The sequence below is a fragment of the Lichenicoccus sp. genome (assembly GCF_965277665.1).
Taxonomy (GTDB): Bacteria; Pseudomonadota; Alphaproteobacteria; order Acetobacterales; family Acetobacteraceae; genus Lichenicoccus.
Window position 1 is genome coordinate 2,517,484 of the sequence record NZ_OZ255835.1, and the last position, 24,555, is coordinate 2,542,038.

The following is a 24,555-nucleotide window of genomic DNA, read 5'->3' on the forward strand; positions in this document are numbered from 1 at the left end:
CCTCAGCCGCCCACTGTAAGCCCAATCGAGCGCGCCGGCGCGCGCAGCAGGCGGTCGAGCTCCTCGTCCAGGCGCGTCAGCGTCACCGACACCCCGGCCATTTCCAGCGAGGTGAAGTAGTTGCCGACGAAGCGGTGCCGCGGCGTGATCTTGTGCCGGCGCAGGATCTCGTCGACATGGCCGTACAGCAGATACAGCTCCATCAGCGGGGTGGCGCCCAGTCCGGACACCAGCACGCTGACATCCTCGCCGCCGAACGCAAGGTCGGCCAGGATGCGCTCCAGCATCATCGCGGCCATCTCTTTCGCCGGCGCCACCGGCAGCACCGCGATGCCGTGCTCGCCATGGTGGCCGATGCCGACCTCCATCTTGCCGGCCTCGATGGTGAAGTTCGGCTTGCCGGCAGCCGGGATGGTGCAGGCCGACAGGCCGATGCCGATCGAGCGCGTATTGTCGATCGCCTTCTGCGCCGAGGCGATCACGCCGTCGAGGTCGGCGCCCTCGGCCGCGCGCGCGCCGCCCGCCTTCCACATCAGGATCTCGCCGGCAACCCCGCGGCGCTTGTCGGCCGCATCGGGCGGCGCCGAGGCCACGTCGTCGTTGGCGATCACGGTCTTCACCGTGATGTCGTCCTTGGCCGCGAGCTTGGCCGCCATCTTCACGTTCATGTTGTCGCCGGCATAGTTGCCGTACAGGCAGGCAACGCCCCGGCCGCCGTCGGCCTCCCGGAAGGCGGCATGGAAGCTCTTGGCGGTGGGCGAGGCGAACACCTCGCCGACCGCGACCGCATCGCATAGTCCCGGACCGACATAGCCCAGGAACGCCGGCTCGTGCCCCGAACCGCCGCCGGTGACGACGCCGACCCGGCCGCGCGGCCGGTCGCCGGCATGGCGCAACACGCGCGGATGGTCGGTCGCCGCCAGCAGGTCCGGATGCGCCGCCAGAACGCCACGCAGGCTGCCCTCGGTGACCTGGTCCGGATCGTCGATCACGCGGTTCATGCCGCTTCCCTTCCTCGAGAAGATGGAACCGTCGCCGGCGACCACCCTCGTCGCCTAGATGCGACAGGAGCCGTACGAATGTCAACAGCGTGCGCTGATGAACACACCGGATTCTGCGTCCGAGAGGCTGGCGAGGCGCAAGTCCAGCCTCAACCGCCGATTCTCAGACAAATGAGGCGATCAGATGAGCAACGAGCGTGTTCATCTGAACATCACTTGAATATTTGTGCAGTGCAAAACCGCGTGCACCGCTGCAGATTTTCTGGGAGATCTGCTGCAATGAACAAAGTTCGATCGAGCACCTCGCTTCACATGGTCCGGACTCCGAACCGCCCGGATGTCAGGCTCGAGACCCTCATCGAGATTGCGACGCTGTACTACCTGGACCACGCGACCCAGGAGGAGCTTTCCCGCCGCTTTGCATTGTCGCGCGTGAAGATCGGGCGGCTGTTGAAGCGTGCCCGCGCGGAAGGACTGGTCGAAATACGAGTGCGTCAGCCTTCCTCGGTCGGTGCCGAGCTCGAAAAGGATTTCGTCCGTCGCTTCGGGATCGACAGGCTGCTGGTTTCGATCGATCACCGTGAGCCAGAGGCTCAGCGAAACGCCGTTGCGGCGCTGGTCGCCTCGCATCTCGAACGCACGTTGCCGGAAAATGCCGTCGTCGCTGTCGGGATGGGACGCAATGTATCGGCAGTGGCGGACACGCTCGTCTCGCGGGCGCGTGCCGGTGTGACCTTCGTATGTGCCATCGGTGGCTCGCTGCGCGCCGGCGAAGACATGAACCCGGATCACATCTGCCGCCGCCTCGCAGCACGCTTCGGTGGCGACAGCGAGACCCTGTACGCCCCTGCCCTGGTGACCAGCGCGGAACTGCGTGCAGAGCTCTATCTCAACGAGACGGTCAAGCTCACCCTGGATCGAGCCCGTCGCGCCCATGTCGCCCTGATCGGGATTGGCGACCTCTCCGAGGAAAGCAACCTGGTCAGGATGGGCTGGTTCTCACCCGCCGAAATCGCCGAGGCACGCCTCGCCGGCACGATCGGTGATACCATGGGCTATGACTTCATCGACATCCACGGCAGGCCCGCGAATACCAGCATGCAGGACCGGGTCATCGGCCTGAGCAGGGGGGACCTGGAGCGGATCCCGGATGTCATAGCGATAGCCAGCGAAAATACGAAGGCGGCGGCCATCCTGGGTGCGTTGCGGACCGGCGCCATCAACACGCTGGCGACCTCGATCACGAACGCACACACGATCCTGCGCCTGGATGATGCGACGACTCCGCTGACACCGGCTTAAGCTGTCGTTCGGCAGCGCACTCATCCGGCATCGCGATGCGGTTCCAGCCGATCGGATGCTGCCTTAAGGTTTAGGTCATGACCGACTTGCCGACGCTCGCCGATCCTGATCGCGATCCCTGGCTCTGGCTCGAGGAGGTGGAGGGCGAGCGGGCCACCGGCTGGGCCGATGCGCAGACCGCTTCCACCCTCGCCTGCTTCGGCGGCGCACGCTACGACGCCGACCGCGAGACACTGCGCCGGCTGCTCGACCGCCCGGACAAGCTGCCGGTGCCGACGCGCCGGGGCGGCCGGTTGTTCGATTTCTGGCGTGACGCGACGCATCCGCGCGGACTCTGGCGCCGCACCACGCTGGCTTCGTTCAGGACTGCCGCGCCGGATTGGGAGATCCTGCTCGATATCGATGCCCTGGCGGCAAGCGAGGGCGAGGACTGGATCTGGCAGGGCGCGGACACGCTGTATCCCGAGCACGAGCGGGCCATCGTCGCACTGTCGCGTGGCGGCAGCGATGCGTCCGTGCTGCGCGAGTTCGACCTCGGCGAGCGGCGCTTCGTGGCAGGCGGCTTCACGCTGCCGGAAGCCAAGGGCGGCACCGACTGGCTCGACCGCGACACGCTGCTGCTGTCCTCGGCGTATGGCGGCGCCACCGCGTCGGGCTATGCCAGCACGGTCCGGCTGTGGCCGCGCGGCACCGATCCGGCCGAAGCTGCCGTGTTGTTCGAGGTATCACCCGCCAGCATGGCCGCCGGTGGCAGCTATTACCGCGCCGAGGACTGCCTGATCTTCATCGACCGGACCGGCTTCTTCGACCACACGATCCGCTTGGGAGATCGCAGCGGCCCGACGCGTCGGATGGAGTGGCCGACCGACGCCGCCTCGCGCTGGAGCCGCGGCTGGCTGGCGCTCAAGCCGCGCACACCGTGGGAGATCGACGGCACGACGCACCCGCCGGACAGCGTGCTGGTGATCCGCATGGCGGACTGGCTGGCAGGCAGCCGCGCGTGTCGCGTGGTGTTTACCCCGGAGCCACGGCGGGCGTTGCAGGGGATGTTCTGGCTCGACGGCCACCTGGTGCTGAGCATCCTCGACGACCTGCGCCCGGTCTTCGTGCTGCTCACGCCCGGCGAATGGAAGGAGCGCACGATCGCGGAGCTGCCGCAGGTGGGCACCGCCGGTGCCTGGCCGTTCGACGCCGAGGAGGAGGAGAGCGACGGCAGCCTTCTGGCCCTGGTGCAGGACCCGGTGACGCCGCCTACCCTGCTGCTGGTGCCCCCGGATCTCGCTGCGCCAACCGTGCTGAAGCAGGCGCCGGCGGCCTTCGATGCCACCGGGCTGGTGGTGACCAGGCACGCGGCGATCTCATCGGACGGCGAGCGCATCCCGTATGTGCAGACCGGTCCCGCGCGGCAGGACGGCGATGCCCCGGTGCATCTGTCGGGCTATGGCGGCTTCCAGATTTCCCGGCTGCCGACCTACTCGATTGCCACGGGCAAGCTCTGGCTCGAGCGCGGCGGCACCAGCGTGGTGGCCAACCTGCGCGGCGGCGGCGAGTTCGGAACGCGCTGGCACGAGGCCGGCCGCCGCGCAGGCAAGCGTCTGTCGCACGACGATTTCGCCGCCGTGGCCGCGGACCTGGTCCGGCGCGGCGTCACCACGCCAAACCGGATCGCCGCCGAGGGCGGCTCGAACGGCGGCCTGCTGATCGCCAACATGCTGACACGCTATCCGGAACGGTTCGGCGCGCTGTTCTGCACCATCCCGCTGATCGACATGCGGCGCTATGCGAAGCTGCTGGCGGGAGCGAGCTGGATCGCGGAATACGGCGATCCGGACGTGGCAGCCGACTGGGCGTTCCTGGGGCCGATCTCCGCCTACCACGCGGCCGAGCCGGGGCGCTCGTATCCGCCGATCCTGCTTGCCACCGCACGCCGCGACGACCGGGTGCATCCCGGCCACGCCCGCAAGATGGCGGCGAAGCTGCAGGCGATGGGCTACGCGGCCAGTTTCTATGAGCCGGCCGCCGGCGGTCACGGCTATGGCCGCGACAATGCCGAGGTCGCGAGCTTCGTGGCCCTCGGGTTCGAGTTCCTGCGGCGGTCTATCGGGTGGGAGAACTGAGGTCGGGCAGCGCTCAGGACGCCGCCGACAGCCGTCGGCCAGCATGGCGCTGGACCGCCCGGATGATCGAATCCACGTCGATGCCGTTCTGCGCGTAGAGGTCGGCGATGGTGCCGGTCTGGCCGAAATTCTCCACCCCCAGCGACACGGTGCGATGCCCGCACACCGACCCGAGCCAGCCCAGCGTCGCCGGATGACCGTCGGTCACGGTGACCAGGAGGCAGTGCCGCGGCAACACGGCCAGCAGCCGTGCGATGTGGCTGTCGCCCTCGCCGCGTTGCGCCGCGGTCCAGCCCGCCAGCAAGCGGTCAGCCGAAATGATCGCCAGCACCCCGACGTCGCGATAGCCGTCGCCGAGGCGCCCCGCCGCCTGCAGCACCTCGTGGCCGATGCAGCCCTGGTAGGCGAGCACGATCTCGGCGTTCGGACCCGGCTCGCGCCACCAGTACGCGCCGTCGATTACGCTGCCCTGGAAGGCGGGCCCGGTGCGGCGCGCCGGCTGCGGCAGCGGGCGGGTGGTCAGGCGCAGGTACACCGAGCCGCCGTCCTCGCGCTGCATATGGGCGAAGGCCCAGTCCATCACGACGGACAACTCGTCCAGGTATGCCGGCTCGTAGGCGGCGAGACCAGGCTGGCTGATGCCGATGAGCTGGCTGCCGATCGACTGGTGCGCGCCGCCTTCCGGCGCCAGCGTCACGCCTGATGGCGTGCCGACGATCAGGAAGCGGGCATCCTGGTAGCAGGCATAGTTCAGCGCATCGAGGCCGCGCGCGATGAACGGATCATACACCGTGCCCACCGGCAGCAGGCGCTCGCCGAACAGCTCGTGCGACAGGCCGGCGGCGCCGAGCAGCAGGAACAAATTCATCTCCGCGATGCCGAGCTCGATATGCTGGCCGCTATCGGTGAAATGCCATTTCTGCGTCGACGGGATGCGTTCGTCCTTGAAGGTGTCCGCCAGCTTCGCGCGCGCGAACAGCCCGCGCCGGTTCACCCACGGGCCCAGATTGGTGGACACGGTGACGTCGGGCGAGGTGGTGACGATGCGCTCGGCGAGCGGGCTGCCGGAGGCGCCGATGCGGTCGAGGATCTTGCCGAACCCGGCCTGCGTCGAGAGCTCGGAATCGTCGAGATACACCGGTCCGCCGACCTCGACGGCATCGGCCCGATAGCGGCGCGGTCCGCCGGCAAAGAACGGCACGCCGGCCAGGAAGTCGCGCAGTGCCGCCGCATCCGCGATGGTGGCCAGCGGCTCCCATTCGTCGCCGGCGACGACGCCCATGCGGGACTGGAAGTCGGCCATCTGCTCGCGGGTCATCAGCCCGGCATGGTTGTCCTTGTGCCCGGCCAGAGGCGTCTTCCAGCCCTTGATGGTGTAGGCGAGGAACACCGTCGGCCGGTCATGGTCGACCGCATCGAAGGCGTCGGTGAGCGTCTGCACGCACTGGCCGCCCAGGTTGTTCATGAGCTCGGCGAGTTCGTCGTCGCTGCGGCGCTCCAGGAGGGCGGTGACCGGCCCCTGGTCGCCGATCGCATCACGCAGCCGCCGTCGCCAGGCGCCCCCGCCCTGGTAGGTCAGCGCCGAGTAGAGCTGGTTCGGACACTGGTCGATCCAGGCGCGCAGCCGTTCGCCGCCGGGCTCGGCAAAGGCCGCCTGCTGCAGGGCGCCGTATTTCAGCCGCACCACGTCCCAGCCGAAGGCGCCGAAGATCGCCTCGATGCGCTGCCACAGCCCCTCGCGGACGACGCCGTCGAGGCTCTGCCGGTTGTAGTCGATGATCCACCAGCAATTGCGCAGACCGTGCTTCCAGCCCTCCTGCAGGCACTCGTAGATGTTGCCTTCGTCGAGCTCGGCGTCGCCGACGAGGGCGATCATGCGGCCGGGCTTGCGCGGCGCGGCCCATCTGCGCGAGCCGAGATAGTCCTGCACGAGCGACGCAAAGGCGGTGAAGGCGACGCCCAGCCCGACCGAGCCTACGGAGAAGTCCACGTCGTCGATATCCTTGGTGCGGCTCGGATAGGACTGCGCGCCGCCCAGGCCGCGGAACCGCTCCAGCTTGTCCCGGGTCTGGTTGCCCATCAGGTACTGGATGGCGTGGAACACCGGCCCGGCGTGCGGCTTCACCGCCACCCGGTCCTGAGGCCGCAGGACATGGAAATACAGCGCCGTCATGATCGAGACCATCGACGCGCACGAGGCCTGGTGGCCGCCGACCTTGACGTCGCCATCCTGCTTCGGCCGCAGGTGGTTGGCATTGTGGATGGTCCAGCAGGCGAGCCAGAGCAGGCGCTGCTCGATGGCTTTCAGGTGCGCGATCTCGGCTGGCATGGCGTTGGTTCCTCGAGGCCGCCGCTTCGGGCCGTGGCCACGCTGACGCAAACGCTATTGCATGTCGCGAGGCACCGCCACCTCCCGGCATCGGCGTCGGCCCGGGGGAACTGGACCTATACGGATCTACGACTTCTATCGTAAAATTGTCGGGAAACAGCCCTGACAGGATCGCCCATCGTGACGTGCCCCGCGAGAAGAGTACTGGCCGCCCCGCTCCTGTTGACCCTCGCCGGCTGCGGCTACAGCGCGTCGCATGATGCGCACAAGGCGCAAATCGGGATGATCGGCATGTCAGCCAATGACGTGCAGGCCTGCGCCGGGCCGCCGGACAAGACCGTGCAGCTCAACCCGGACACACAGTTGTTTTCGTATGTTTACAAACCGTCGGCGACCGGCGGACTGACCGTGGACCTGCCGCTCAGCCTCGGCGGCATCTCGCTCGGCGGCAGCGGCACCTATTGCAGCGCCACCCTGCGGCTGGTCGACAACAAGGTCACCGACCTGCATTTCAGCGGCGACAACGACAAGGCGGTCGGCGAGGATGGCGTCTGCGAGCCGCTGATCCGCGGCTGCCTGCGCCAGCCGGAGCCGACCATGCAGCCGGCCGCCGCCATGTCCAAGGCCTCCGGCTTCCATCCGCCACCGGAACCGGCGCAGCCGGCCGACGCCGAGACCAGCCCGCCCCCGGCTCCCGCCCCGGCTGCGAAGAAGTAGCCGACTGAAGAAGGCGCGTCCCGGAGGGAAGCTAGCAGAAAGTGCTTGCATGACGGGGCCGCAAATACCAGACTGACTGCATGAACAGCAGGCAGGTCCGGACCCTGAAGGCTGTCTTCAGCACCCCAGTACTATCCGGCCTTGAGTGGGCTGCCATCGAGAGCCTGCTGATCGCAGCCGGCTGCGAAGTGATCGAAGGCAGCGGGTCAAGGGTCCGGTTCGTCTGCAAGGGGATCGTGGCGTCGTTCCACCGGCCGCATCCGGCCAAGGAAGCCAAGCAGTATCAGGTGCGCGACGCGCGCGAGTTTCTGACGAAGATCGGGGTGAGACCATGAACGTGATGAAACACAAGGGCTACTTCGCGCGCGTCGAGTTCGACGCCGCCGACCGCATCTTCCTGGGCCGGATCGCCGGCATCAACGACATCGTCGGTTTCCACGCCGAGACGGTCGCCGACCTTGAGGCCGCCTTCCACGAAGCGATCGAAGACTACATCGAGACCTGCGCCAGGGCCGGCAAGACCCCGGAGAAGCCGGCCAGCGGCAAGGTCATGTTCCGGATGGATCCGGACGTGCATCAGAAGGCGGCCCTGGCCGCGCAGGTGCGCGGCGTCAGCCTCAACCAGTGGGCGGAGGAAGCCCTGAGGCATCAGGCCGAGTCGGAACTGGCCTGACCCTCGGACGTGGGGCCAGACCTCAGAAACCGGCTACTTCGTGCGGGACGTAGTCGGCTTCGAGGCGCTTGATTTCGGCATGGTCGAGCTTCAGCGTCAGGGCCTCCAGCGCGTCCTTCAGGTGGTGTTCCTTGGAAGCCCCGATGATCGGCGCGGTGATGCCGGGCTTGTGCAGCATCCAGGCCAGGGCCACCGCGGCGCGCGATGCGCCGCGCGCTTCGGCCACCGCCCCCACCGCATCCACGATCTTGCCGTCGGCTTCGGCCGTCTGCTCGTAGAGCTTGCGCGAGAACGCATCGGTCTGGTCGCGCTTGGTCTCTCCCGCGGCGCTGCGCGGTCGCGCCAGCTTACCGCGCGCCAGCGGGCTCCACGGAATGACGCCGATCCCCTCCTCGCGACAGAGCCCGAGCATCTCGCGCTCCTCCTCGCGGTAGAGCAGGTTGAGGTGGTTCTGCATCGACACGAACCGGGTCCAACCATGCCGGTCGGCGAGATACAGCGACTTCGCGAACTGCCAGGCATGCATCGAGGACGCGCCGATATAGCGTGCCTTGCCGGCCTTCACGACGTCGTGCAGCGCCCCCAGCGTCTCCTCGATCGGAGTGTGCGGGTCGAAGCGGTGGATCTGGTACAGGTCGACATAGTCGGTCCCGAGCCGGGCCAGCGAATGATCGATCTCCGACAGGATCGCCTTACGCGACAGGCCGCCGCCGTTCGGATGCTTGGCCATCACGCCATGCACCTTGGTCGCCAGCACGATCTCGTCGCGCCTTGCGTAGTCACGCAGCGCGCGGCCGACGATCTCCTCGCTCGACCCCGCCGAATAGACGTTGGCGGTGTCGAAGAAGTTGATGCCGGCTTCCAGCGCCTGCTTGATGAACGGGCGGCTCTGCTCCTCGCCAAGCGTCCATTCATGCGGCCCACGGTCGGGCTCGCCGTAGGTCATGCAGCCCAGGCACAGGCGCGAGACCTTCAGGCCGGTGCGACCGAGATTGACATAATCCATCGAGTGTCTCCGTTCAGCTGCGGGCCGCTGCGATCAGCCCCTTCATGTGTCGGACAACGTGCGGCAGGCCGTGCAGGATCGCCTCGCCGATCAGGAAGTGTCCGATATTGAGTTCACGGATTTCGGGAATTGCCGCGACCGGACCGACATTGTCGAACGTCAGGCCGTGCCCGGCATGCACTTCCAGCCCGAGACTGTCCGCAAGCCGCGCGCCGTCGCGCAGCCGTTGTAGCTCCTCGCCGGGATGGTGCGCGTAGGCACCAGTGTGCAGCTCGACCACGGCCGCCCGCATCGTGGCCGCCGCCTTGATCTGTGCCGCGTCGGCGTCGATGAACAGCGACACCCGGATGCCCGCTGCAGACAGACGGGCCACGATCGGCGCCAGCGTCTGCATCCCGCCTGCGGCATCCAGGCCGCCCTCGGTGGTCACCTCGGTGCGTCGCTCGGGCACGATGCAGCAGGCATGCGGATGCAGCGCCGCCGCAATGTCCGCCATCTCGGAGGTCGCCGCCATCTCCAGGTTCACCGGCGCGTCGATCCCGCTCGCGATCCGCTGCAGGTCGTCGTCGCGTATGTGCCGACGGTCCTCGCGCAGATGCAACGTGATGCCGTCCGCCCCGGCCGCGATGGCGACTCGGGCGGCCTCGAGCGGGTCGGGGTGGCCGCCGCCGCGGGCATTCCGCACCGTGGCCACGTGGTCGATATTGACGCCCAGGCGGCATGTCATGCGGCTGCACTCCGGTTGCGTGCGATCGTCTCGGCCAGCCGCAAGGCCTCGATCAGGCTGATCGGCGAGGCGATCCCCTGCCCCGCAATGTCGAACGCGGTGCCATGGTCCGGCGAGGTCCGCACCAGCTCCAGCCCGAGCGTGACGTTGACGCCGCGCTCCATGTCGAGCGTCTTGAGCGGGATCAGCGCCTGGTCATGATACATGCAGATCGCCGCATCGTAGCGCGCCCGCGCCGAGGGCGTGAACATGGTGTCGGGCGGCATCGGCCCGATCGTCCGGATGCCCTCGTTTGCCAGCAGGCGCATGGCAGGCTCGATCAGCGTCGTCTCCTCGTCGCCCATGCGGCCGCTCTCGCCGGCGTGCGGGTTCAGGCCGGCGATGGCGAGGCGCGGCGCCAAAATGCCGAAATCCCGCACCAGCGCGTCGCGGGTGGTGCGCGCGACCCGCACGATCTCCGCAGTGCTGAGCCGCTCCACCGCCTGGCGTAGCGAGCAATGCACCGTCACCGGGACGACGCGCAGCGAAGGTCCCGCCAGCATCATCACTTCCACACCCGGCATCCGCATCAGGGCGCCGAGATACTCGGTATGACCCGGATAGGCGAAGCCGGCCGACTGCAGCACCGCCTTGCTGATCGGATTGGTCACGATCCCCGACACCGCCCCCGACTGGGCCAGCGCAACCGCGCGCGCGATGCTGGCGGTAATCGCCGGGGCGTTGACGCCGTCGGGGCGTCCGGGAATTGCCGGCACCGACAATTGCAACGGCAGCACCGGCAACGCACCCGCAAACCGCGCGCTCGCCTCCGAGGCATCCGACAGCACCGCCACCGGCAGATCAGCCCCGCCGGGACAGGACCGCAGCCAGTCCGGATCGGCGATCATCAGGAACGCCGGACCATCGCAGCGCAACATGCGCCAAGCCTTAATGGCGATCTCGCCACCGATCCCGGCCGGATCCCCCATACTCAGCGCCAGCACCGCACCCCCCGCCGACCAGCACGGAAGCAGAGGTAGTTTGAAAACGCCTGATGCTGGATGAGAGCGGCACGGAGTGCCGCGGCCGGCGTGACTTTGCGAGCACCGCAGCGCAGCGGCCGCCCCGTGCTTGACAGTGGGGCCGTGAGCAGCGGAGCACAGCAAAGGCGCGTCGGATCGCCAGCAGCAGGTGTTTGCAAACTACCTCTCAGATGTGGAGCGCGCGTCCTTCGACGGCCAGCGCCGCCTCCTTGACCGCCTCGCTCAGCGTCGGATGCGCGTGGCAGATGCGCGCCACGTCCTCGGCGCTGGCGCCGAACTCCATCGCGGTCGCGAGTTCCGCGATCAGCGTGCCGGCATCCGGACCGAGGATGTGCGCGCCCAGAATACGGTCGGTCTTCTTGTCGGCCAGGATCTTCACGAAGCCGTCGGTTGCCGCCATCGCGCGTGCCCGCCCGTTGGCGGTGAAGGGAAACTTGCCGACGGTGTAGGCGACGCCGTCCGCCTTGAGCTCTTCCTCGGAGCGCCCGATCGCGGCCACTTCCGGCCAGGTATAGATCACCGACGGGATCACGCCGTAATTCACGTGCCCCGCCTGCCCGGCCAGGATCTCAGCCAGCGCCACGCCCTCGTCCTCGGCCTTGTGCGCCAGCATCGGCCCGGCGATCACGTCGCCGATCGCATGGATCGAGGGGATGCTGGTGGCGTAGTGCGCATCGGTCTTCACCCGCTTCTTGTCATCGAGCGCGACGCCGACCTCCTCCAGGCCGATGCCGTCGCTGACCGCGCGCCGGCCGATCGCGACCAGCACCACGTCCGCCTCGAGGGTGGACGCATCGCCGCCCTTCGCCGGCTCGAGTGTCAGCGTGACGCCCTTGTCGGTCTTCTCGGCCTTGGTGACCTTGGTCGACAGCCTGAACTTCAGCCCCTGCTTGTCGAGCACGCGCTGGAACGATTTGGCGATCTCGGTGTCGATCCCGGGCACGATACGGTCGAGATACTCCACCACGGTCACCTCGGCGCCCAGACGGCGCCACACCGAGCCCAGCTCCAGCCCGATCACGCCGGCGCCGATCACCACCAGGTGCGTCGGCACCGTCGAGAGTTCGAGCGCGCCGGTCGAGGTGACGATGGTCTTCTCGTCGATCTCGATGCCGGGCAGCGCGATGCTGTCGCTGCCGGTCGCGACCACGATGTTCTTTGCCGAGAACGACTTGCCGTCGACCTCGACATGGTTCGGGCCGGTGACCTTGCCGAAGCCCTTGAGCCAGGTGACACCGTTCTTCTTGAACAGGAACTCGACGCCCTTGACGTTGGCCTCCACCACACCCGCCTTGCGCGCGTGCATTTTGGCAAGGTCCAGCTTCACGCCCTCGACCATGATGCCGTGCGCGGCAAAGCCCGCGGCCGCCTCATGGAAGTTCTCCGAGGATTGCAGCAACGCCTTCGACGGGATGCAGCCGATATTGAGGCAGGTGCCGCCAAGCGTCGGGCGCGTCTCGACGCAGGCCGTCTTCAGCCCGAGCTGCGCCGCCCGCAGCGCGCAGACATAGCCGCCCGGTCCGGAGCCGATGATGATGAGGTCGTAGTCGGTCTCGGCAATCGCCTGCGCCGGGGCGGCGGGCGCCGCGGTCGGGGCCGGCGGGGGCGCCTTCGCCGGGCTCGCCGAGGTTGCCGGCGGCACCTGCTTCGGCGGTGCCGGCCTGGCCTTCGCGGCGCCGGCCTTGCCCCCCGCTTCGATCGTGGTCAGCACGGCGCCGACTGCCACTTCCTCGCCTTCCTGCACCGCCAGCGCGCCAAGCACGCCGGCTTCCGGCGCCGACACCTCGACACTGACCTTGTCGGTCTCCAGCTCGACCACCGCCTCATCGACAGCGACCGCCTCGCCGGGCTGCTTGATCCAGCGCGCCACGGTTGCCGTGGTCACGCTCTCGCCCAGCACGGGCACCTTGATCTCGATCGCCATGATCTCGTGTGTGTCCTGATGTCTGGAAGGCAAGGCCAGGGCGCTGCCCTGGACCCGCTGGGGCCTCAGGCCCCAGGCCCCGATTCATAAATGCAAGCCGAAGAGGCGGTTTGAAAACGCCTGCTGCTGGATGAGAGCGGCCCGCAGGGCCGCGCCCGGCGTGTCTTTCCGAGCACCCCAGCGCAGCGGCCTTTTTGGCCGTGAGCAGCGAAGCGCAGGAAAGGCGCGTCGGATCGCCAGCAGCAGGCGTTTTCAAGCCGCCGACACTCAGAGTTCGAGGAGCAGGCGGCGCGGGTCTTCTACCCCTTCTTTCACTCTCACCAGGAAGCTGACCGCCTCCTTGCCGTCGACAATGCGGTGATCATACGAGAGTGCCAGATACATCATCGGCCGGATCACCACCTGGCCGCCTACCGCGATCGGCCGGTCCTGGATCTTGTGCATGCCCAGGATCGCCGACTGCGGCGGGTTCAGGATCGGCGTCGACATCAGCGAGCCGTAGATGCCGCCATTGGTGATCGAGAAGGTGCCGCCGGTCAGCTCGTCGAGCTTGAGCTGGCCGTCGCGGGCGCGCTTACCGAAACCCGCAATGCCACGCTCGATGGCCGCGAAGCCCATCCGGTCGGCGTCGCGCAGCACCGGCACCACCAGCCCGTTCGCGCCGCCGACGGCGATGCCCATATGCACGAAGTTGCGATAGATCACGTCGTCGCCACTGATCTCGGCATTCACCGCCGGAAACTCGCGCAAGCCCGCGACGCAGGCGCGCACGAAGATCGACATGAAGCCAAGCCGCGCGCCGTTATGCTTCTTCTCGAACGCCTCGCGATACTCGGCCCGCATCGCCATCGCCGCACTCATGTCCACTTCGTTGAAGGTGGTGAGGATGGCCGCGGTGTTCTGCGCGTCCTTCAGGCGGCCGGCGATGGTCTTGCGCAGCCGGGTCATCTTGACCCGCTCCTCGCGCGGATCGTCGGGGCGCGGCGGCGTCGGCGCGGGCGCCGGCTTTGCCGCAGGGCCCGCCGGGCGCTCCAGGAAGGCGAGCACGTCGCCCTTGGTGATGCGGCCGTCCTTGCCGGTGCCCTCGCCGACATCGCCGTGTTTGAGGTTGCGCTCGGTCATCAGCTTGGCAGCCGAGGGCAGCGGCGCATGCGTCGCGAGATCCGCCGGCGGCGTGGCCGGACGCGACACCGGGCCGCTGGTGCGCGGCGGCGGATTGACACCGCCGCTCGGATTGGCCGCCTCGCGTGACGGCTTCGGGGGTGGCGAAGCCGCCGGCTTGGGCGCCGGGGCCGCACCCGATCCCGCCTCCACCGTCGTCAGCAGCGAACCGACCTCGACCTCGCCGCCCTCGTCCACCGCATGCGCGCCAAGCACGCCGGCTTGGGGTGCCGCGACCTCGACGCTGACCTTGTCGGTCTCGAGCTCCACCACCGCCTCGTCGGTGCTGACCGCGTCGCCAGGCTGCTTGAGCCAGCGCGATACGGTGGCGCTCGTGACGCTCTCACCCAGCGTCGGAACCTTGATCTCGGCAGACATGCGCTTCCTTCAGTCTTACTGCGCATCCGCCAAGGGTGGCGGACGCTCCTGCGGCTTGCGGGCAGGATCCCGGTGAACCGGCGCCGGTCGGAACGACCGCAACCTTTCGGGTCAATCTGCTCTCAGGAGGATGCTCCGTCGAGGCCCAGCGCCTGGCGCACCAGGGTCGCCTGCTCGGTCGCGTGGGTCCGGGCGAGGCCCGTCGCCGGGCTCGCGGCCGGCCTGCGCCCGACATACACCGGCCGTGTCGCGTTGTGGCCGACAGCGCCAAGCACCGCCTCGATCCGCCGGTCCACGAACGACCAGGACCCCATGTTCTCGGGCTCCTCCTGGCACCAGATCACCTTGGCGTTCGCATAGGGCGCGAGCGCCCCGCCCAGCTCGTAGTCGCTGAACGGATAGATCTGTTCCAGCCGCAGGATCGCCACCGTGTCGGCCTGCTGCTCGCGCCGCTCGGCCAGCAGGTCGTAATAGACCTTGCCGGAGCAGATCACGACGCGGGTGACCGTCTCCGGCGGCGCGATCTGGTCGATCTCGCCGATCACCGGCAGGAAGTGGGTGCCCTCCGCCATGTCGGCGAGCGCGCTTACCGCCAGCTTGTGCCGCAGCAGCGACTTCGGCGTCATCATGATCAGCGGCTTGCGGTAGTTGCGCTTGAGCTGCCGGCGCAGCGCATGGAAGTAGTTCGCCGGCGTGGTGACGTTGCAGACCTGCAGGTTGTTCTCGGCGCAGAGCTGCAGGTAGCGCTCGAGCCGCGCCGAGGAGTGCTCCGGCCCCTGGCCCTCGTAGCCATGCGGCAGCAGCATCACCAGGCCCGACATGCGCAGCCACTTGGTCTCGCCGGACGCGATGAACTGGTCGATGATCACCTGCGCGCCATTGGCGAAGTCGCCGAACTGCGCCTCCCACAGCACCAGGGTGCGCGGATCGGCCAGCGAATAGCCGTATTCGAAGCCGAGCACGCCGAACTCCGACAGCAGCGAGTTGTAGATCTCGATGCCGGCCTGGTCGGGCGCGATGTTGTTCAGCGGCACGTATTCGTTCTGGTTCGACTGGTCGATCAGCACCGCATGGCGATGGCTGAAGGTGCCGCGCTGGCAGTCCTCGCCGGACAGCCGCACCCGGTGGCCCTCCTCCATCAGCGAGCCGAACGCGAGCGCCTCGCCGGTCGCCCAGTCGATGCCCTCGCCGGAGGCGAACATCGCGCCCTTGGCCTCGATCTGGCGCACGATCTTGGGATGCGCGTCGAAATCCGCCGGCACCAGGGACAGCGCGCGCCCGACCTCGCCCAGCACGTCGCGCGACACGCCGGTCAGTTCCTCGGCATGGTGGCCGTTCTCGCCGAGCTGCGGCACGGCGGGCTGCTTCATGCCCGACCAGGTGCCCTCCAGCCAGTCCGCCTTGTTCGGGCGATACGCCCTGGACGCCTTAAACGCGTCGTCGAGCAGCGCCTGGAAGGCGTCCCACTGCGCCGCGGCCGCCTCGGCGGAGATCGCCGCCTCGCGCACCAGGCGCTCGGCATACAGCGTCCGGCTGGTCGGGCGCGCCCGGATCGCCTTGTACATGGTCGGCTGGGTGAAGGCCGGCTCGTCGCTCTCATTGTGGCCATAGCGCCGGTAGCAGACGATATCGAGCACGATGTCGGTGGCGAAGCGCTGCCGGAACTCGGTGCAGAGCCTGGCGCAGAACACCACCGCCTCGGGCTCGTCGCCGTTCACGTGCAGGATCGGCGACTGCACGGCCTTGGCGATGTCGGTGCAGTACATGCCCGAATAGGCATGCGCCGAGACCGTGGTGAAGCCGATCTGGTTGTTGACCACGAGATGGATGGTGCCGCCGGTGCGGTAGCCGATGAGCTGGCTCATCGCCATGGTCTCGTACACCAGGCCCTGGCCGGCGAAGGCCGCGTCGCCATGCATCAGGATGCCCATCGCCGAGCGGCGCGTGGCAGTATCACCCGACATGTCCTGGTAGGCGCGCACCTTGCCGACCACCACCGGATCGACCGCCTCGAGGTGCGACGGGTTCGGCTGCAGCGAGATATGCACCTTGTGGCCGGCGATCTCGACATCCACCGAGGTGCCGAGATGGTACTTCACATCGCCGGAGCCCTGCACGTCGTCGGGCTTGAACGAGGCGCCGCCGAACTCGCTGAAGATCGCGGTGTACGGCTTGCGCACGATGTTGGCGAGCGTGTTCAGCCTTCCGCGGTGCGGCATGCCGATGGTGATCGAGCGCACGCCGTCATGCGCCGCCTCGTCGATGATCGCCTGCAGCGCCGGAATGGCAACCTCGCCGCCCTCCAGCCCGAACCGCTTGGTGCCGACATAGCGCTTCTGGCAGAACGCCTCGAAACCCTCCGCCTCGGTCAGCTGGCGCAGGATCTCGGTCTTCTGCTCGGCCGAATACATGTCGCGCCAGCGGCCGCCCTCGATGCGGCTCTGGATCCAGTCGCGCTGCTCCGGGTCCTGCACATGGGCGAACTCGACGCCGACCGGCCCGCAATAGGTGTGGCGGATGGCGGCGAGGATCTCGTGCATGGTGGCGGTCTCGCCACCGAGCAGGTTCGACATCGCATGGCCGAGATAGATCGGCCGGTCGAAATCGCCTGGCCCGAAGCCGTAGGTCGCCGGGTTGAGGTCGGCATGCTGCTTGGGGATCTGCAGCCCCAGCGGGTCCAGCCGCGCTTCCAGATGGCCGCGTACCCGGTAGGCCCGGATCATCTGCATGGCGCGCAGGCTGTCGTCGGCGGCGGCGCGCACCGCCTCGGCGGACGGCACTCCGGCGGCCTTGGCGCCCGGGTGATCCTGCACCGGCGCGGGTGCCGCGCGCGGAGCGGCCGGCTCCACCTCGAAGTGCCGCGGTGCCCAGGAGGCGCCCGAGGCGTCCTGCGACACCGCGATACCTTCCTCGCCGAGGGCTGCGAACAGGTCGACATAGCTGGGATCGACGCCGTCGGGATCGTCGATCCAGCGGGCATAGAGGTCCGCCAGGTAGGCGGCGTTGCCGCCGCTGAAGGCCGAAGCAAGGATGTCGACGCCCGCCATGGGATACTCCTAGCAAAGCGCCCGGCGCGGAGGCCGCGTCGGAGCCTGGGTGGTGCGCAAGAGAGATAGCGCTGCCATGCCGCCACCACCGCGTGCATTCGCCTGTGGCAGCAATGCTTCCGGCGCATGGGAAGCCGGTGCCGCATGTCGCGGCATCGGGTTGCCGGAAGTCTCAGGGTGTGACCAGGCCATCAAGGGACGACAGGCAAGATCCGGACCAGGCCGGATCTGCACCACAAGCTAGGCACCGATCTTCCGGAAGTCCGCCAGAAGCTTCTTCACCGCATTGCAGGACGCGTCGAATGCCGCCTGCTCCTGCGGCTCGAGCTTCACCTCGATGATGCGCTCGACGCCGCCGGCGCCGATCACCACCGGCACGCCGACATAGAAGTCGGTCTGGCCGTACTGCCCGTCCAGCTTCACCGCGCAGGGCAGCACCCGCTTCTTGTCGCGCAGGTAGCTCTCCGCCATCGCCACCGCGGACGCCGCCGGCGCGTAGAACGCCGAGCCGCGCTCCAGCAGCTTCACGATCTCGCCGCCGCCATTGGCGGTGCGGGTCACGATGGCGTCGATCTTCTCCTGGGTGGTCCAGCCCATGCGGATCAGGTCCGGCACCGGGATGCCGGCCACCGTCGAGTAGCGGGTCAGCGGCACCATGGTGTCGCCGTGGCCGCCGAGCACGAAGGCGGTGACGTCCTCCACCGAGACGCCGAACTCCTGCGCCAGGAACAGCCGGAACCGGGAGCTGTCCAGCACCCCGGCCATGCCGACCACCTTGTGCGCGGGCAGGCCGGACTTCTCCTGCATCACTGCGACCATCACATCGAGCGGATTGGTGATGACGATCACGAAGGCGTCCGGCGCGTGCGCCCTAATGCCGTTCGCCACCTGCCCGATCACCTCGGCGTTCTTGGACAGCAGGTCGTCGCGCGACATGCCCGGCATGCGCGGGAAGCCGGCGGTGACGATCACCACGTCGGCCCCCGCGATGGCCGCATAGTCGGAGCCGCCGGTGAGGTCGGCGTCGAAGCCGTCCACCGGCGAGGATTGCGCCAGGTCCAGCGCCTTGCCGGCTGCGACCCCGCCGAACACGTCGAACAGGACGACGTCGCCCAGCTCCTTCAGGCCGATGAGGTGGGCAAGCGTGCCACCGATATTGCCGGCGCCGATCAGGGCGATCTTGTTGCGGGCCATGGGGCGTCCCTCGGGAGGTTGCGGGTCCATGAGCAGGCATGCCGGAGACCAGCGCCAACCCGCTCGTAATGCGGCTGTTTGCTAGTCCTTCGGTCCGTGATCGGCAAGAGCGGCGGAACGCTCCGGCTCACGCCAGGTGCGGCAGATCCAGGTAGGCCTGGCTCTGCATCTCCTCCAGCCTCGACGCAGTGCGCTCGAAGGCGCCGGCCCCCTCGCCGCGCTCGAAGATGCGATCAGGACGATCGGCGGCGGACGCCACCAGCTTCACCTTCTGTTCGTACAACGCATCGACCAGCACGACGAAGCGGCGCGCCACGTCGAAATTGTCGGGGCCCAGCCGGGGCACGTCGTCGATCACCAGGGCGGGGTAGCGCGCGGCGAGTGCCAGATAGTCGCCGGCGCCGAGCGGCCGGTCGCAGAGCGCCTCGAAGTCGAAGCGGGCGACACCGCCGGCGGCACACGGCACCTGGAACGGGCGGCCCATCACCGTCAGCGTCTCCGGCCCCGGGACGGCGCCGCCGGCCAGCCGGTCGAAGGCAGCGTCCAGCCTTAATTCCGCCCGCGCGTCGGCCGGCACGTGCCAGGTGGCCATCCCGCGCAGGCCACCCCGGCGGTAGTCCCGCGCGCTGTCGAGCGAGACGGTGTCCATCTGGCAGTTGATGGTCGCGATGAACGGCTTGAACGCGTCGCGTCCCGGGCGGCCCTGGAACAGCTCGTCCGGACGGGTGTTCGACGTCGCCACCACCACCACGCCGCGCTCGAACAGCGCGTCGAACAGCCGGCCCAGGATCATCGCGTCGGTGATGTCGTTGACCTGGAACTCGTCGAAGCAGAGCAGCATGGCGTCGGCGCTGATCGCCTGCGCCAGCGGCGGGATCGGGTCGGCGAGCGCCGGGTCGGCGCGCTTCATCGCGTGCAGCCGGGCATGCACGTCCTGCATGAAGCGGTGGAAGTGGATGCGCTGCTTGCGGCGCACCGGCACGACCTCGAAGAACAGGTCCATCAGCATCGACTTGCCGCGGCCGACGTCGCCCGCCAGGTAGATCCCGCGCGGCCGGGCGGCGGCGTGGCTGGCGCGTCCGAACAGCCCGCGCAGGCCACGGCGGGCGGCATGGGCGCCCGGATAGTGCCGGAGTTCCTCGAACAGCACGTCGAGACGGGCGGCGGCGCGCTCCTGCGCGGGATCGGCGGCGAGCGAACCGTCGACCACCCGTCGGCGATAGGCCGCGAGTGGTCCTGCCGTCGTTGCAGGCGTTTCGGGCGCGGCCGGCAGCGACAGCGTGGTGCTCATGGCGGCGGCAATAGCGGGCGCCGCCGCCGGGATCAACCGACGTGGCCTCGAGTTGAGCCACCCGCGCTGCCTTCACTCAATCGCGATCAGGTAACCCGGAGGCCGCGCCGACCATTACGCCCCTGTGTCCAAGATTATGTTGAAGTTCCAGATGCCGCTTGCCCGGGTCGCCGGGTGGTGCTCCCGGATGCTCGCGGGCGGCGGCCTCTTGGCGGGTGCCGTCCTCATGATGGTCGGCCTCCCCGCTTCTGCCGCGGCCCCGGTCGCCGGCCTGCGCATGACGGTCGAGCGGCCGCACTTCACCTGCGAACGTGGCGGCGCGACCCTGTCGCATGTGGTGTTCCGGCCCGGCAGCGAGGCCGCCGGTCACGGTGTGCTACCCTGCTGCGACGGCCAGATCGGCTGCGCGCAGTTCCTCTCGACGACAACGGTGCTGCGTCCCGGACGTCGCTGGCACGGCTAGTGCCTTTCAACAGGTATAGTGGATCGGGATAGAGGTTCCAGGGCCGGCGTTTCTGGGCTATCTCACCGGCCGTAACCTCAGGATTGGGCTCGTGCCGCAGCGCCGGATTGCTGTGCTTCTGACGGCGGTTCTTCTGATGCCTCCCGCAAGCGGCATGGCGCAGATAAGCCAGCCCGCGCGAGCGGCGACCTCGCCTGCGGCGCACCAGCCTGCAACCGCCGCCCAGGAGCAGATCACCGTCTGGGGCCACAGACGGCACTTCTTCCCGGCTCCGATGGCCAACACCACCGTCGCGGAGCCCGGCCCGCGGTCAGGCTTCGGACCCGGCGCCAGGCTCGGCATCGCCACCGTCGAAGGGGGCCCGGCCAGTGACCGGATCCATAATGGTGTCTCTGCCGGCATCGCCATCCCCGTATCGGGAGTCCGCGGCCTCGACTTTACCCTCACCGCAACCGGCAGCCGGGATTCCATGGCAGCGTCCGGGACCAATGGCGCCGCCGCGACGACGGCCGGATTGCGGTTGAAGTTCTAGCTTTCGCGTCGAGGCCGCTGCGACCCTGTCCGGTTCCGGCTGAGCCGGCTTGCAGCGCCGCGCGCGCGGCTCTACGTGATCGCTGATCATCGCGGACCCGGATGAACCCATGCTCAAGACCGATCTCGTCGATCTGCGCTACGACGCGCTGCAGGCCACGCCGGTCTCGGGCAGTCCGTTTGCGCATGTGGTCGTGCCGGGCTTCGTGCCCGACGAGACGCTCCGACAGGTGGTTGCCGCCCTGCCCGCCATGTCGAGCGGCGGCTCGTTCCCGCCGGCATCGCTCCGGCTGCAGCCCATCGTCCGCGCCCTGGTCGACGAGCTCGAAGGCCCACGCCTGCGCGCGGCGATCGCCGCCAAGTTCGGCCTCGATCTCGATGGCAGCCCGACCATGCTCACCCTTCGCGGCCGCACGCGCGAAAAGGATGGCCGCATCCATCGCGATTCGATCGCCAAGCGGGTCACGGTCCTGCTGTACCTGAACCCGGACGGCGAGAGCTGGGTCCGTCGCGAGGGCTGCCTGCGGCTGTTGCGCAACGGCACCGATCTTGAGGATTTTGCCGTCGAGGTGCCTCCGGTGAACGGCACCCTGCTGGTGTTCCCGAACGGCGCCACCACCTGGCACGGCCACCGGCAATATGTCGGCCGGCGCTACGCGATCCAGCTCAACTACATGGCGGATGGCCCGAAGGCGCGCTCCGAGATGCGCCGCCACCAGCTGTCGGCCTTCATGAAGCGCTTCGCCTCGGCCGCCTGACGGTCCGGCCAGCCGCGACCAACGGCCGCGCCGCATGCATTCCCCGCTTGCGCTCCCCTGACGCCCATGCGCTCCCAGGCGTCCACGCGCTATCTGGCGTCCACGCGCTCTCTGGGCGCCAGGCTGTGGCTGGTGTGGCTGCTGGCAACCCTGGTGGCCGTGCTGGTCGGCATCCTGCTGGTGCAGTTCGCCCGCAACTCCGATGCGGCGGTCGAAGCGCGGGCGGACGCGGAACTGGCGCATGCCTGCGACCTGATCCACGACAGCTTTGCCTTCTATGCAACCGGATGGGCCGGCGACGGCGCCGCGACGGCTGCGACCCGGCGTGACCTCGACACGGTGCTGGCCACGGCGCTCGCGCGCGAGCCCGCCATGTCCGGCGGCTTGTGGCTGCGTGGCCGCGGCGTGATCGCAGCGCGCATCGAGCCGCCGGGCGCACCGAGGGCGAGCGACCTCAACTCGGTGGCCGAGACCGCCGTCGCCGGCGAACGCAGCGCGACCCTGCGGCACGAGGCCGCGGGGCGCACCACGCTGGTGGCGGCCTGTCCGCTGGCCGGTCCGTTTCCGGGCCTGGCCGCCTGGACCGCGACCAGCCTGCAACCCGGCGGCCGCGACCGCCTCGGGCTCGGGCTGGCCGGCCTGGCCCTGCTGGTGCTGGGCCTCGCCGGATGGCTGGTCTGGATCACCACCGGCTGGAGCCGGCGCATCCGCGGCATCGAGGTGACGTTGCAGCAGCACGATGTCGAGGCGCTGCCGGTGCTGGCGCCGACCGGGGAGCGCGAACTCGACCGCATCGTGAGCGCCCTGAACGATGCCGGGCGACGCCTGGAGGTGGCCCGGCAGCGCAACGCGGCCCTCACCGCGCGCGTGGCGCTCGCGGAGCGGCAGGCCCTGCTGGGACGCATGGCGGCCGGCATCGCGCACGAGATACGCAACCCGCTGGCCTCGATGCGCCTGCGCGCCGAGAACGCCCTGCACGGCGATGCCGCGCGCAAGGACCCGGCCTACAAGGACCGGGCCCTGCAGGCCGGCCTGGTCCAGATCGCCCGCATCGACGTCCTGGTCACCGAGCTGCTGACCATGACCGAGCGCCGGCCGGCGCAGCGCCGCCTGGTGCCGCTGGCGGCGTTCATCGAGGCCAGGCTCGCCGGCATTCGCGACCTTGCCGAGAGCAGCGGCGTCCGGCTGTCCGGCACCGCGCCCGCGCCCGGCCTCGCCTGGCCGCTGGATGAGGGGCTGATCGGGCGGGCGCTCGACAACCTGCTGCTGAATGCCGTCCAGCACAGCCCGCCGGCAGGCACGGTGCGGCTGTACTGCACCGAGGAGGCGGCCGGCCTGCGCTTCACGGTGACCGACGAAGGACCCGGCGTGGCGCCAGCCCTGCTGCCGGACCGGCTGTTCGAGCCGTTCGTCGGCGATCGCACGGATGGCACCGGCCTGGGCCTCGCCATCGCGCGCGAGCTGGCCGCCGCCGACGCCGCGGTGCTGGCGCTCGCCGATGCGGGCGGCGGCGCGGGTGGCGGCGCGGTGTTCAGCCTGCTGCTGCCGGCCATCCCGGCATGAGCCGCGTGCTGGTGATCGACGACGACGCGGCGCTGCGCGAGAGCCTGGCCGAGACCATCGAGGATCTCGGCCACGATGCGCTGCAGGCCGGTGACGGGGAGGCCGGGCTCGGCCTCATCGCCGCCGGCGGGGTCGATGCGGTGCTGCTGGACCTGCGCATGCCGGGCCTGGGCGGCCTGGAGGTGCTGGCGCGGATCCGCGCCCGGACGCCGCCGGTCGCGGTCGCCGTGCTGACCGCGCATGCCAATGCCGCGAACACCATCGAGGCGATCCGGCTCGGCGCGATCGACCATCTCACCAAGCCGGTCGGGCGCGAGGCGCTGGCCGCCCTGCTCGGGCGCCTGCTGCGCGCCGCACCTGCCGCGGCCTCGCCGGTGGCAGTGCCGGAGGCAGAGAGCCTGGTGGGGCGCTCGCCGCAATGGCGCGAGGTGCAGAAGGCGATCGGGCTGCTCGCCGACAGCGACGCCAGCGTGTTGATCACCGGCGAGACCGGCACCGGCAAGGAGGTCGTGGCGCAGACGATCCATGCGCATGGCCAGCGGCGCCGCAAGCCCTTCGTCGCGGTGAACTGCGCCGCGATCCCGACCGAGCTGCTCGAAAGCCAGCTCTTCGGCCATGTGCGCGGCGCCTTCACCGGCGCGGTCGCGGACCGGATCGGCTCGTTCCGCGAAGCCGATGGCGGCACCCTGTTCCTCGACGAAATCGGCGACATGGATCTCGGCATGCAGGCCAAGCTGCTGCGGGCGCTGCAGGAACGCGTCGTGCTGCCGGTCGGCGGCCGGCCGGCGTCGATCGATGTCCGCATCCTGTCGGCGACGCATCGCGACCTGCCTGCCCTGATTGCGGCGGGCCGGTTCCGCGAGGACCTGTTCTACCGGCTCGGCGTGGTGCCGCTGCAGCTGCCCGCGCTGCGCGAGCGCGCCGCCGACATCCCGCTGCTGGCCGAGCATTTCCTGCAGCTGGCCGACCCGGCAGCGCCGCGTCGGCTGGGCATGGCGGCCCGCGAACGGCTGCTGGCGCATCATTGGCCGGGGAACGTGCGCGAACTGCAGAACGCCATGCAGCGCGTCACCGCGATGGTGCGCCAGCGCGCGGTCGAGGCCGCGGATGTCGGCTTTCTCGGCGGCAGTGCCGCGTACGACGAGACGGAGCCGGGTGGCGACGAGACCCTGGAGCAGGCGGTCGGCCGGCTGGAGACGGCGATGATCCGGCGCGCGCTGGCGGCCAGCGGCGGCAACCGCACGGAGGCGGCGCGCCGCCTCGGCATCCACCGGCAGCTGCTGCACGCCAAGCTGCGCCGCTACGGGCTGGAGACCGGATGAGGCCGTCCGGACAGCGGACGCCACGACCG

General features: G+C 69.2%; 20 protein-coding genes. 10 read left to right on the plus strand and 10 right to left on the minus strand.

Translation table 11 applies throughout. The features are described from left to right. Nucleotides 1-2 precede the first annotated feature (2 nt). Nucleotides 3-1,001 (minus strand): dihydroxyacetone kinase subunit DhaK, encoded by a 999-nt coding sequence (locus ACQY4O_RS11635; RefSeq protein WP_428376531.1) that lies wholly within the window; start codon nucleotides 999-1,001, stop codon nucleotides 3-5. A gap of 279 nt (nucleotides 1,002-1,280) precedes the next feature. Between ACQY4O_RS11635 and ACQY4O_RS11640 the strand changes: the two genes are divergently transcribed. Next, nucleotides 1,281-2,303, plus strand: coding sequence for a sugar-binding transcriptional regulator (locus ACQY4O_RS11640; protein WP_428376532.1), 1,023 nt, complete (start codon nucleotides 1,281-1,283; stop codon nucleotides 2,301-2,303). A 77-nt stretch (nucleotides 2,304-2,380) separates the two neighbouring features. Further along, nucleotides 2,381-4,420 carry a prolyl oligopeptidase family serine peptidase gene (locus tag ACQY4O_RS11645; RefSeq protein WP_428376533.1) on the plus strand — a complete coding sequence of 680 codons (2,040 nt, stop codon included), beginning with the start codon at nucleotides 2,381-2,383 and terminating at the stop codon, nucleotides 4,418-4,420. Between the two features lie 13 nt (nucleotides 4,421-4,433). On the opposite strand, the gene ACQY4O_RS11650 is transcribed toward ACQY4O_RS11645, so the two are convergent. Beyond that, nucleotides 4,434-6,749, minus strand: coding sequence for a transketolase (locus ACQY4O_RS11650; protein ID WP_428376534.1), 2,316 nt, complete (start codon nucleotides 6,747-6,749; stop codon nucleotides 4,434-4,436). 291 nt (nucleotides 6,750-7,040) lie between these two features. Here ACQY4O_RS11650 and ACQY4O_RS11655 point away from each other — a divergent pair, with 291 nt between their 5' ends. From ACQY4O_RS11655 to ACQY4O_RS11665, 3 genes are all read left to right on the plus strand, one after another. Then, nucleotides 7,041-7,466, plus strand: coding sequence for a hypothetical protein (locus ACQY4O_RS11655; RefSeq protein ID WP_428376535.1), 426 nt, complete (start codon nucleotides 7,041-7,043; stop codon nucleotides 7,464-7,466). A gap of 80 nt (nucleotides 7,467-7,546) precedes the next feature. Next, nucleotides 7,547-7,801, plus strand: coding sequence for a type II toxin-antitoxin system HicA family toxin (locus ACQY4O_RS11660; RefSeq protein ID WP_428376536.1), 255 nt, complete (start codon nucleotides 7,547-7,549; stop codon nucleotides 7,799-7,801). Continuing rightward, a complete protein-coding gene (locus ACQY4O_RS11665) occupies nucleotides 7,798-8,139 on the plus strand; it encodes a type II toxin-antitoxin system HicB family antitoxin (protein ID WP_428376537.1) in 342 nt (113 codons plus the stop codon). Before ACQY4O_RS11660 ends, ACQY4O_RS11665 begins: the two co-directional genes overlap by 4 nt. A gap of 22 nt (nucleotides 8,140-8,161) precedes the next feature. On the opposite strand, the gene ACQY4O_RS11670 is transcribed toward ACQY4O_RS11665, so the two are convergent. The 8 genes from ACQY4O_RS11670 to zapE all read right to left on the minus strand — a co-directional run bounded on the left by ACQY4O_RS11670 (nucleotide 8,162) and on the right by zapE (nucleotide 19,889). After that, a complete protein-coding gene (locus ACQY4O_RS11670) occupies nucleotides 8,162-9,145 on the minus strand; it encodes an aldo/keto reductase (protein WP_428376538.1) in 984 nt (327 codons plus the stop codon). 13 nt (nucleotides 9,146-9,158) lie between these two features. Beyond that, nucleotides 9,159-9,872, minus strand: a complete 714-nt coding sequence (locus ACQY4O_RS11675) for a pyridoxine 5'-phosphate synthase (RefSeq protein WP_428376539.1) — start codon at nucleotides 9,870-9,872, stop codon at nucleotides 9,159-9,161. Then, nucleotides 9,869-10,855: a 4-hydroxythreonine-4-phosphate dehydrogenase PdxA gene (gene pdxA, locus ACQY4O_RS11680; RefSeq protein WP_428376540.1), complete on the minus strand. Its 987-nt coding sequence runs from the start codon at nucleotides 10,853-10,855 to the stop codon at nucleotides 9,869-9,871. The genes ACQY4O_RS11675 and pdxA overlap by 4 nt, the downstream gene beginning before the upstream one ends. A gap of 205 nt (nucleotides 10,856-11,060) precedes the next feature. Beyond that, the gene (gene lpdA / locus ACQY4O_RS11685) at nucleotides 11,061-12,818 is read right to left on the minus strand and encodes a dihydrolipoyl dehydrogenase (RefSeq protein WP_428376541.1); all 1,758 of its coding nucleotides are present in this window, start codon (nucleotides 12,816-12,818) and stop codon (nucleotides 11,061-11,063) included. 267 nt (nucleotides 12,819-13,085) lie between these two features. Continuing rightward, complete coding sequence (gene odhB / locus ACQY4O_RS11690) at nucleotides 13,086-14,357, minus strand: 2-oxoglutarate dehydrogenase complex dihydrolipoyllysine-residue succinyltransferase (RefSeq protein ID WP_428376542.1); 1,272 nt, start codon at nucleotides 14,355-14,357, stop codon at nucleotides 13,086-13,088. A 122-nt stretch (nucleotides 14,358-14,479) separates the two neighbouring features. After that, on the minus strand, nucleotides 14,480-17,404 hold the full coding sequence (locus ACQY4O_RS11695) for a 2-oxoglutarate dehydrogenase E1 component (protein WP_428376543.1): 2,925 nt from the start codon (nucleotides 17,402-17,404) through the stop codon (nucleotides 14,480-14,482). A 240-nt stretch (nucleotides 17,405-17,644) separates the two neighbouring features. Beyond that, the gene (gene mdh, locus ACQY4O_RS11700; RefSeq protein ID WP_428376544.1) at nucleotides 17,645-18,598 is read right to left on the minus strand and encodes a malate dehydrogenase; all 954 of its coding nucleotides are present in this window, start codon (nucleotides 18,596-18,598) and stop codon (nucleotides 17,645-17,647) included. 127 nt (nucleotides 18,599-18,725) lie between these two features. Next, a complete protein-coding gene (zapE, locus tag ACQY4O_RS11705) occupies nucleotides 18,726-19,889 on the minus strand; it encodes a cell division protein ZapE (protein WP_428376545.1) in 1,164 nt (387 codons plus the stop codon). 226 nt (nucleotides 19,890-20,115) lie between these two features. Here zapE and ACQY4O_RS11710 point away from each other — a divergent pair, with 226 nt between their 5' ends. The 5 genes from ACQY4O_RS11710 to ACQY4O_RS11730 all read left to right on the plus strand — a co-directional run bounded on the left by ACQY4O_RS11710 (nucleotide 20,116) and on the right by ACQY4O_RS11730 (nucleotide 24,526). Next, a complete protein-coding gene (locus ACQY4O_RS11710; RefSeq protein WP_428376546.1) occupies nucleotides 20,116-20,352 on the plus strand; it encodes a hypothetical protein in 237 nt (78 codons plus the stop codon). 154 nt (nucleotides 20,353-20,506) lie between these two features. Then, nucleotides 20,507-20,884: a hypothetical protein gene (locus ACQY4O_RS11715; protein WP_428376547.1), complete on the plus strand. Its 378-nt coding sequence runs from the start codon at nucleotides 20,507-20,509 to the stop codon at nucleotides 20,882-20,884. Nucleotides 20,885-20,993: 109 nt separating this feature from the next. Continuing rightward, nucleotides 20,994-21,641, plus strand: coding sequence for a 2OG-Fe(II) oxygenase (locus ACQY4O_RS11720; RefSeq protein ID WP_428376548.1), 648 nt, complete (start codon nucleotides 20,994-20,996; stop codon nucleotides 21,639-21,641). A 66-nt stretch (nucleotides 21,642-21,707) separates the two neighbouring features. Continuing rightward, nucleotides 21,708-23,204, plus strand: coding sequence for a sensor histidine kinase (locus ACQY4O_RS11725; RefSeq protein ID WP_428376549.1), 1,497 nt, complete (start codon nucleotides 21,708-21,710; stop codon nucleotides 23,202-23,204). Beyond that, nucleotides 23,201-24,526: a sigma-54-dependent transcriptional regulator gene (locus tag ACQY4O_RS11730; protein WP_428376550.1), complete on the plus strand. Its 1,326-nt coding sequence runs from the start codon at nucleotides 23,201-23,203 to the stop codon at nucleotides 24,524-24,526. Before ACQY4O_RS11725 ends, ACQY4O_RS11730 begins: the two co-directional genes overlap by 4 nt. Nucleotides 24,527-24,555 lie beyond the last annotated feature (29 nt).

Bases quoted from the DNA above. Each gene is read 5' to 3' on its own strand.
- ACQY4O_RS11635 (WP_428376531.1), bottom strand. From the start codon at position 1,001: ATGAACCGCGTGATCGACGATCCGGACCAGGTCACCGAGGGCAGCCTG.
- ACQY4O_RS11640 (WP_428376532.1), top strand. From the start codon at position 1,281: ATGAACAAAGTTCGATCGAGCACCTCGCTTCACATGGTCCGGACTCCG.
- ACQY4O_RS11645 (WP_428376533.1), top strand. From the start codon at position 2,381: ATGACCGACTTGCCGACGCTCGCCGATCCTGATCGCGATCCCTGGCTC.
- ACQY4O_RS11650 (WP_428376534.1), bottom strand. From the start codon at position 6,749: ATGCCAGCCGAGATCGCGCACCTGAAAGCCATCGAGCAGCGCCTGCTC.
- ACQY4O_RS11655 (WP_428376535.1), top strand. From the start codon at position 7,041: ATGTCAGCCAATGACGTGCAGGCCTGCGCCGGGCCGCCGGACAAGACC.
- ACQY4O_RS11660 (WP_428376536.1), top strand. From the start codon at position 7,547: ATGAACAGCAGGCAGGTCCGGACCCTGAAGGCTGTCTTCAGCACCCCA.
- ACQY4O_RS11665 (WP_428376537.1), top strand. From the start codon at position 7,798: ATGAACGTGATGAAACACAAGGGCTACTTCGCGCGCGTCGAGTTCGAC.
- ACQY4O_RS11670 (WP_428376538.1), bottom strand. From the start codon at position 9,145: ATGGATTATGTCAATCTCGGTCGCACCGGCCTGAAGGTCTCGCGCCTG.
- ACQY4O_RS11675 (WP_428376539.1), bottom strand. From the start codon at position 9,872: ATGACATGCCGCCTGGGCGTCAATATCGACCACGTGGCCACGGTGCGG.
- lpdA (WP_428376541.1), bottom strand. From the start codon at position 12,818: ATGGCGATCGAGATCAAGGTGCCCGTGCTGGGCGAGAGCGTGACCACG.
- odhB (WP_428376542.1), bottom strand. From the start codon at position 14,357: ATGTCTGCCGAGATCAAGGTTCCGACGCTGGGTGAGAGCGTCACGAGC.
- ACQY4O_RS11695 (WP_428376543.1), bottom strand. From the start codon at position 17,404: ATGGCGGGCGTCGACATCCTTGCTTCGGCCTTCAGCGGCGGCAACGCC.
- mdh (WP_428376544.1), bottom strand. From the start codon at position 18,598: ATGGCCCGCAACAAGATCGCCCTGATCGGCGCCGGCAATATCGGTGGC.
- zapE (WP_428376545.1), bottom strand. From the start codon at position 19,889: ATGAGCACCACGCTGTCGCTGCCGGCCGCGCCCGAAACGCCTGCAACG.
- ACQY4O_RS11710 (WP_428376546.1), top strand. From the start codon at position 20,116: ATGATGGTCGGCCTCCCCGCTTCTGCCGCGGCCCCGGTCGCCGGCCTG.
- ACQY4O_RS11715 (WP_428376547.1), top strand. From the start codon at position 20,507: ATGGCGCAGATAAGCCAGCCCGCGCGAGCGGCGACCTCGCCTGCGGCG.
- ACQY4O_RS11720 (WP_428376548.1), top strand. From the start codon at position 20,994: ATGCTCAAGACCGATCTCGTCGATCTGCGCTACGACGCGCTGCAGGCC.
- ACQY4O_RS11725 (WP_428376549.1), top strand. From the start codon at position 21,708: ATGCGCTCCCAGGCGTCCACGCGCTATCTGGCGTCCACGCGCTCTCTG.
- ACQY4O_RS11730 (WP_428376550.1), top strand. From the start codon at position 23,201: ATGAGCCGCGTGCTGGTGATCGACGACGACGCGGCGCTGCGCGAGAGC.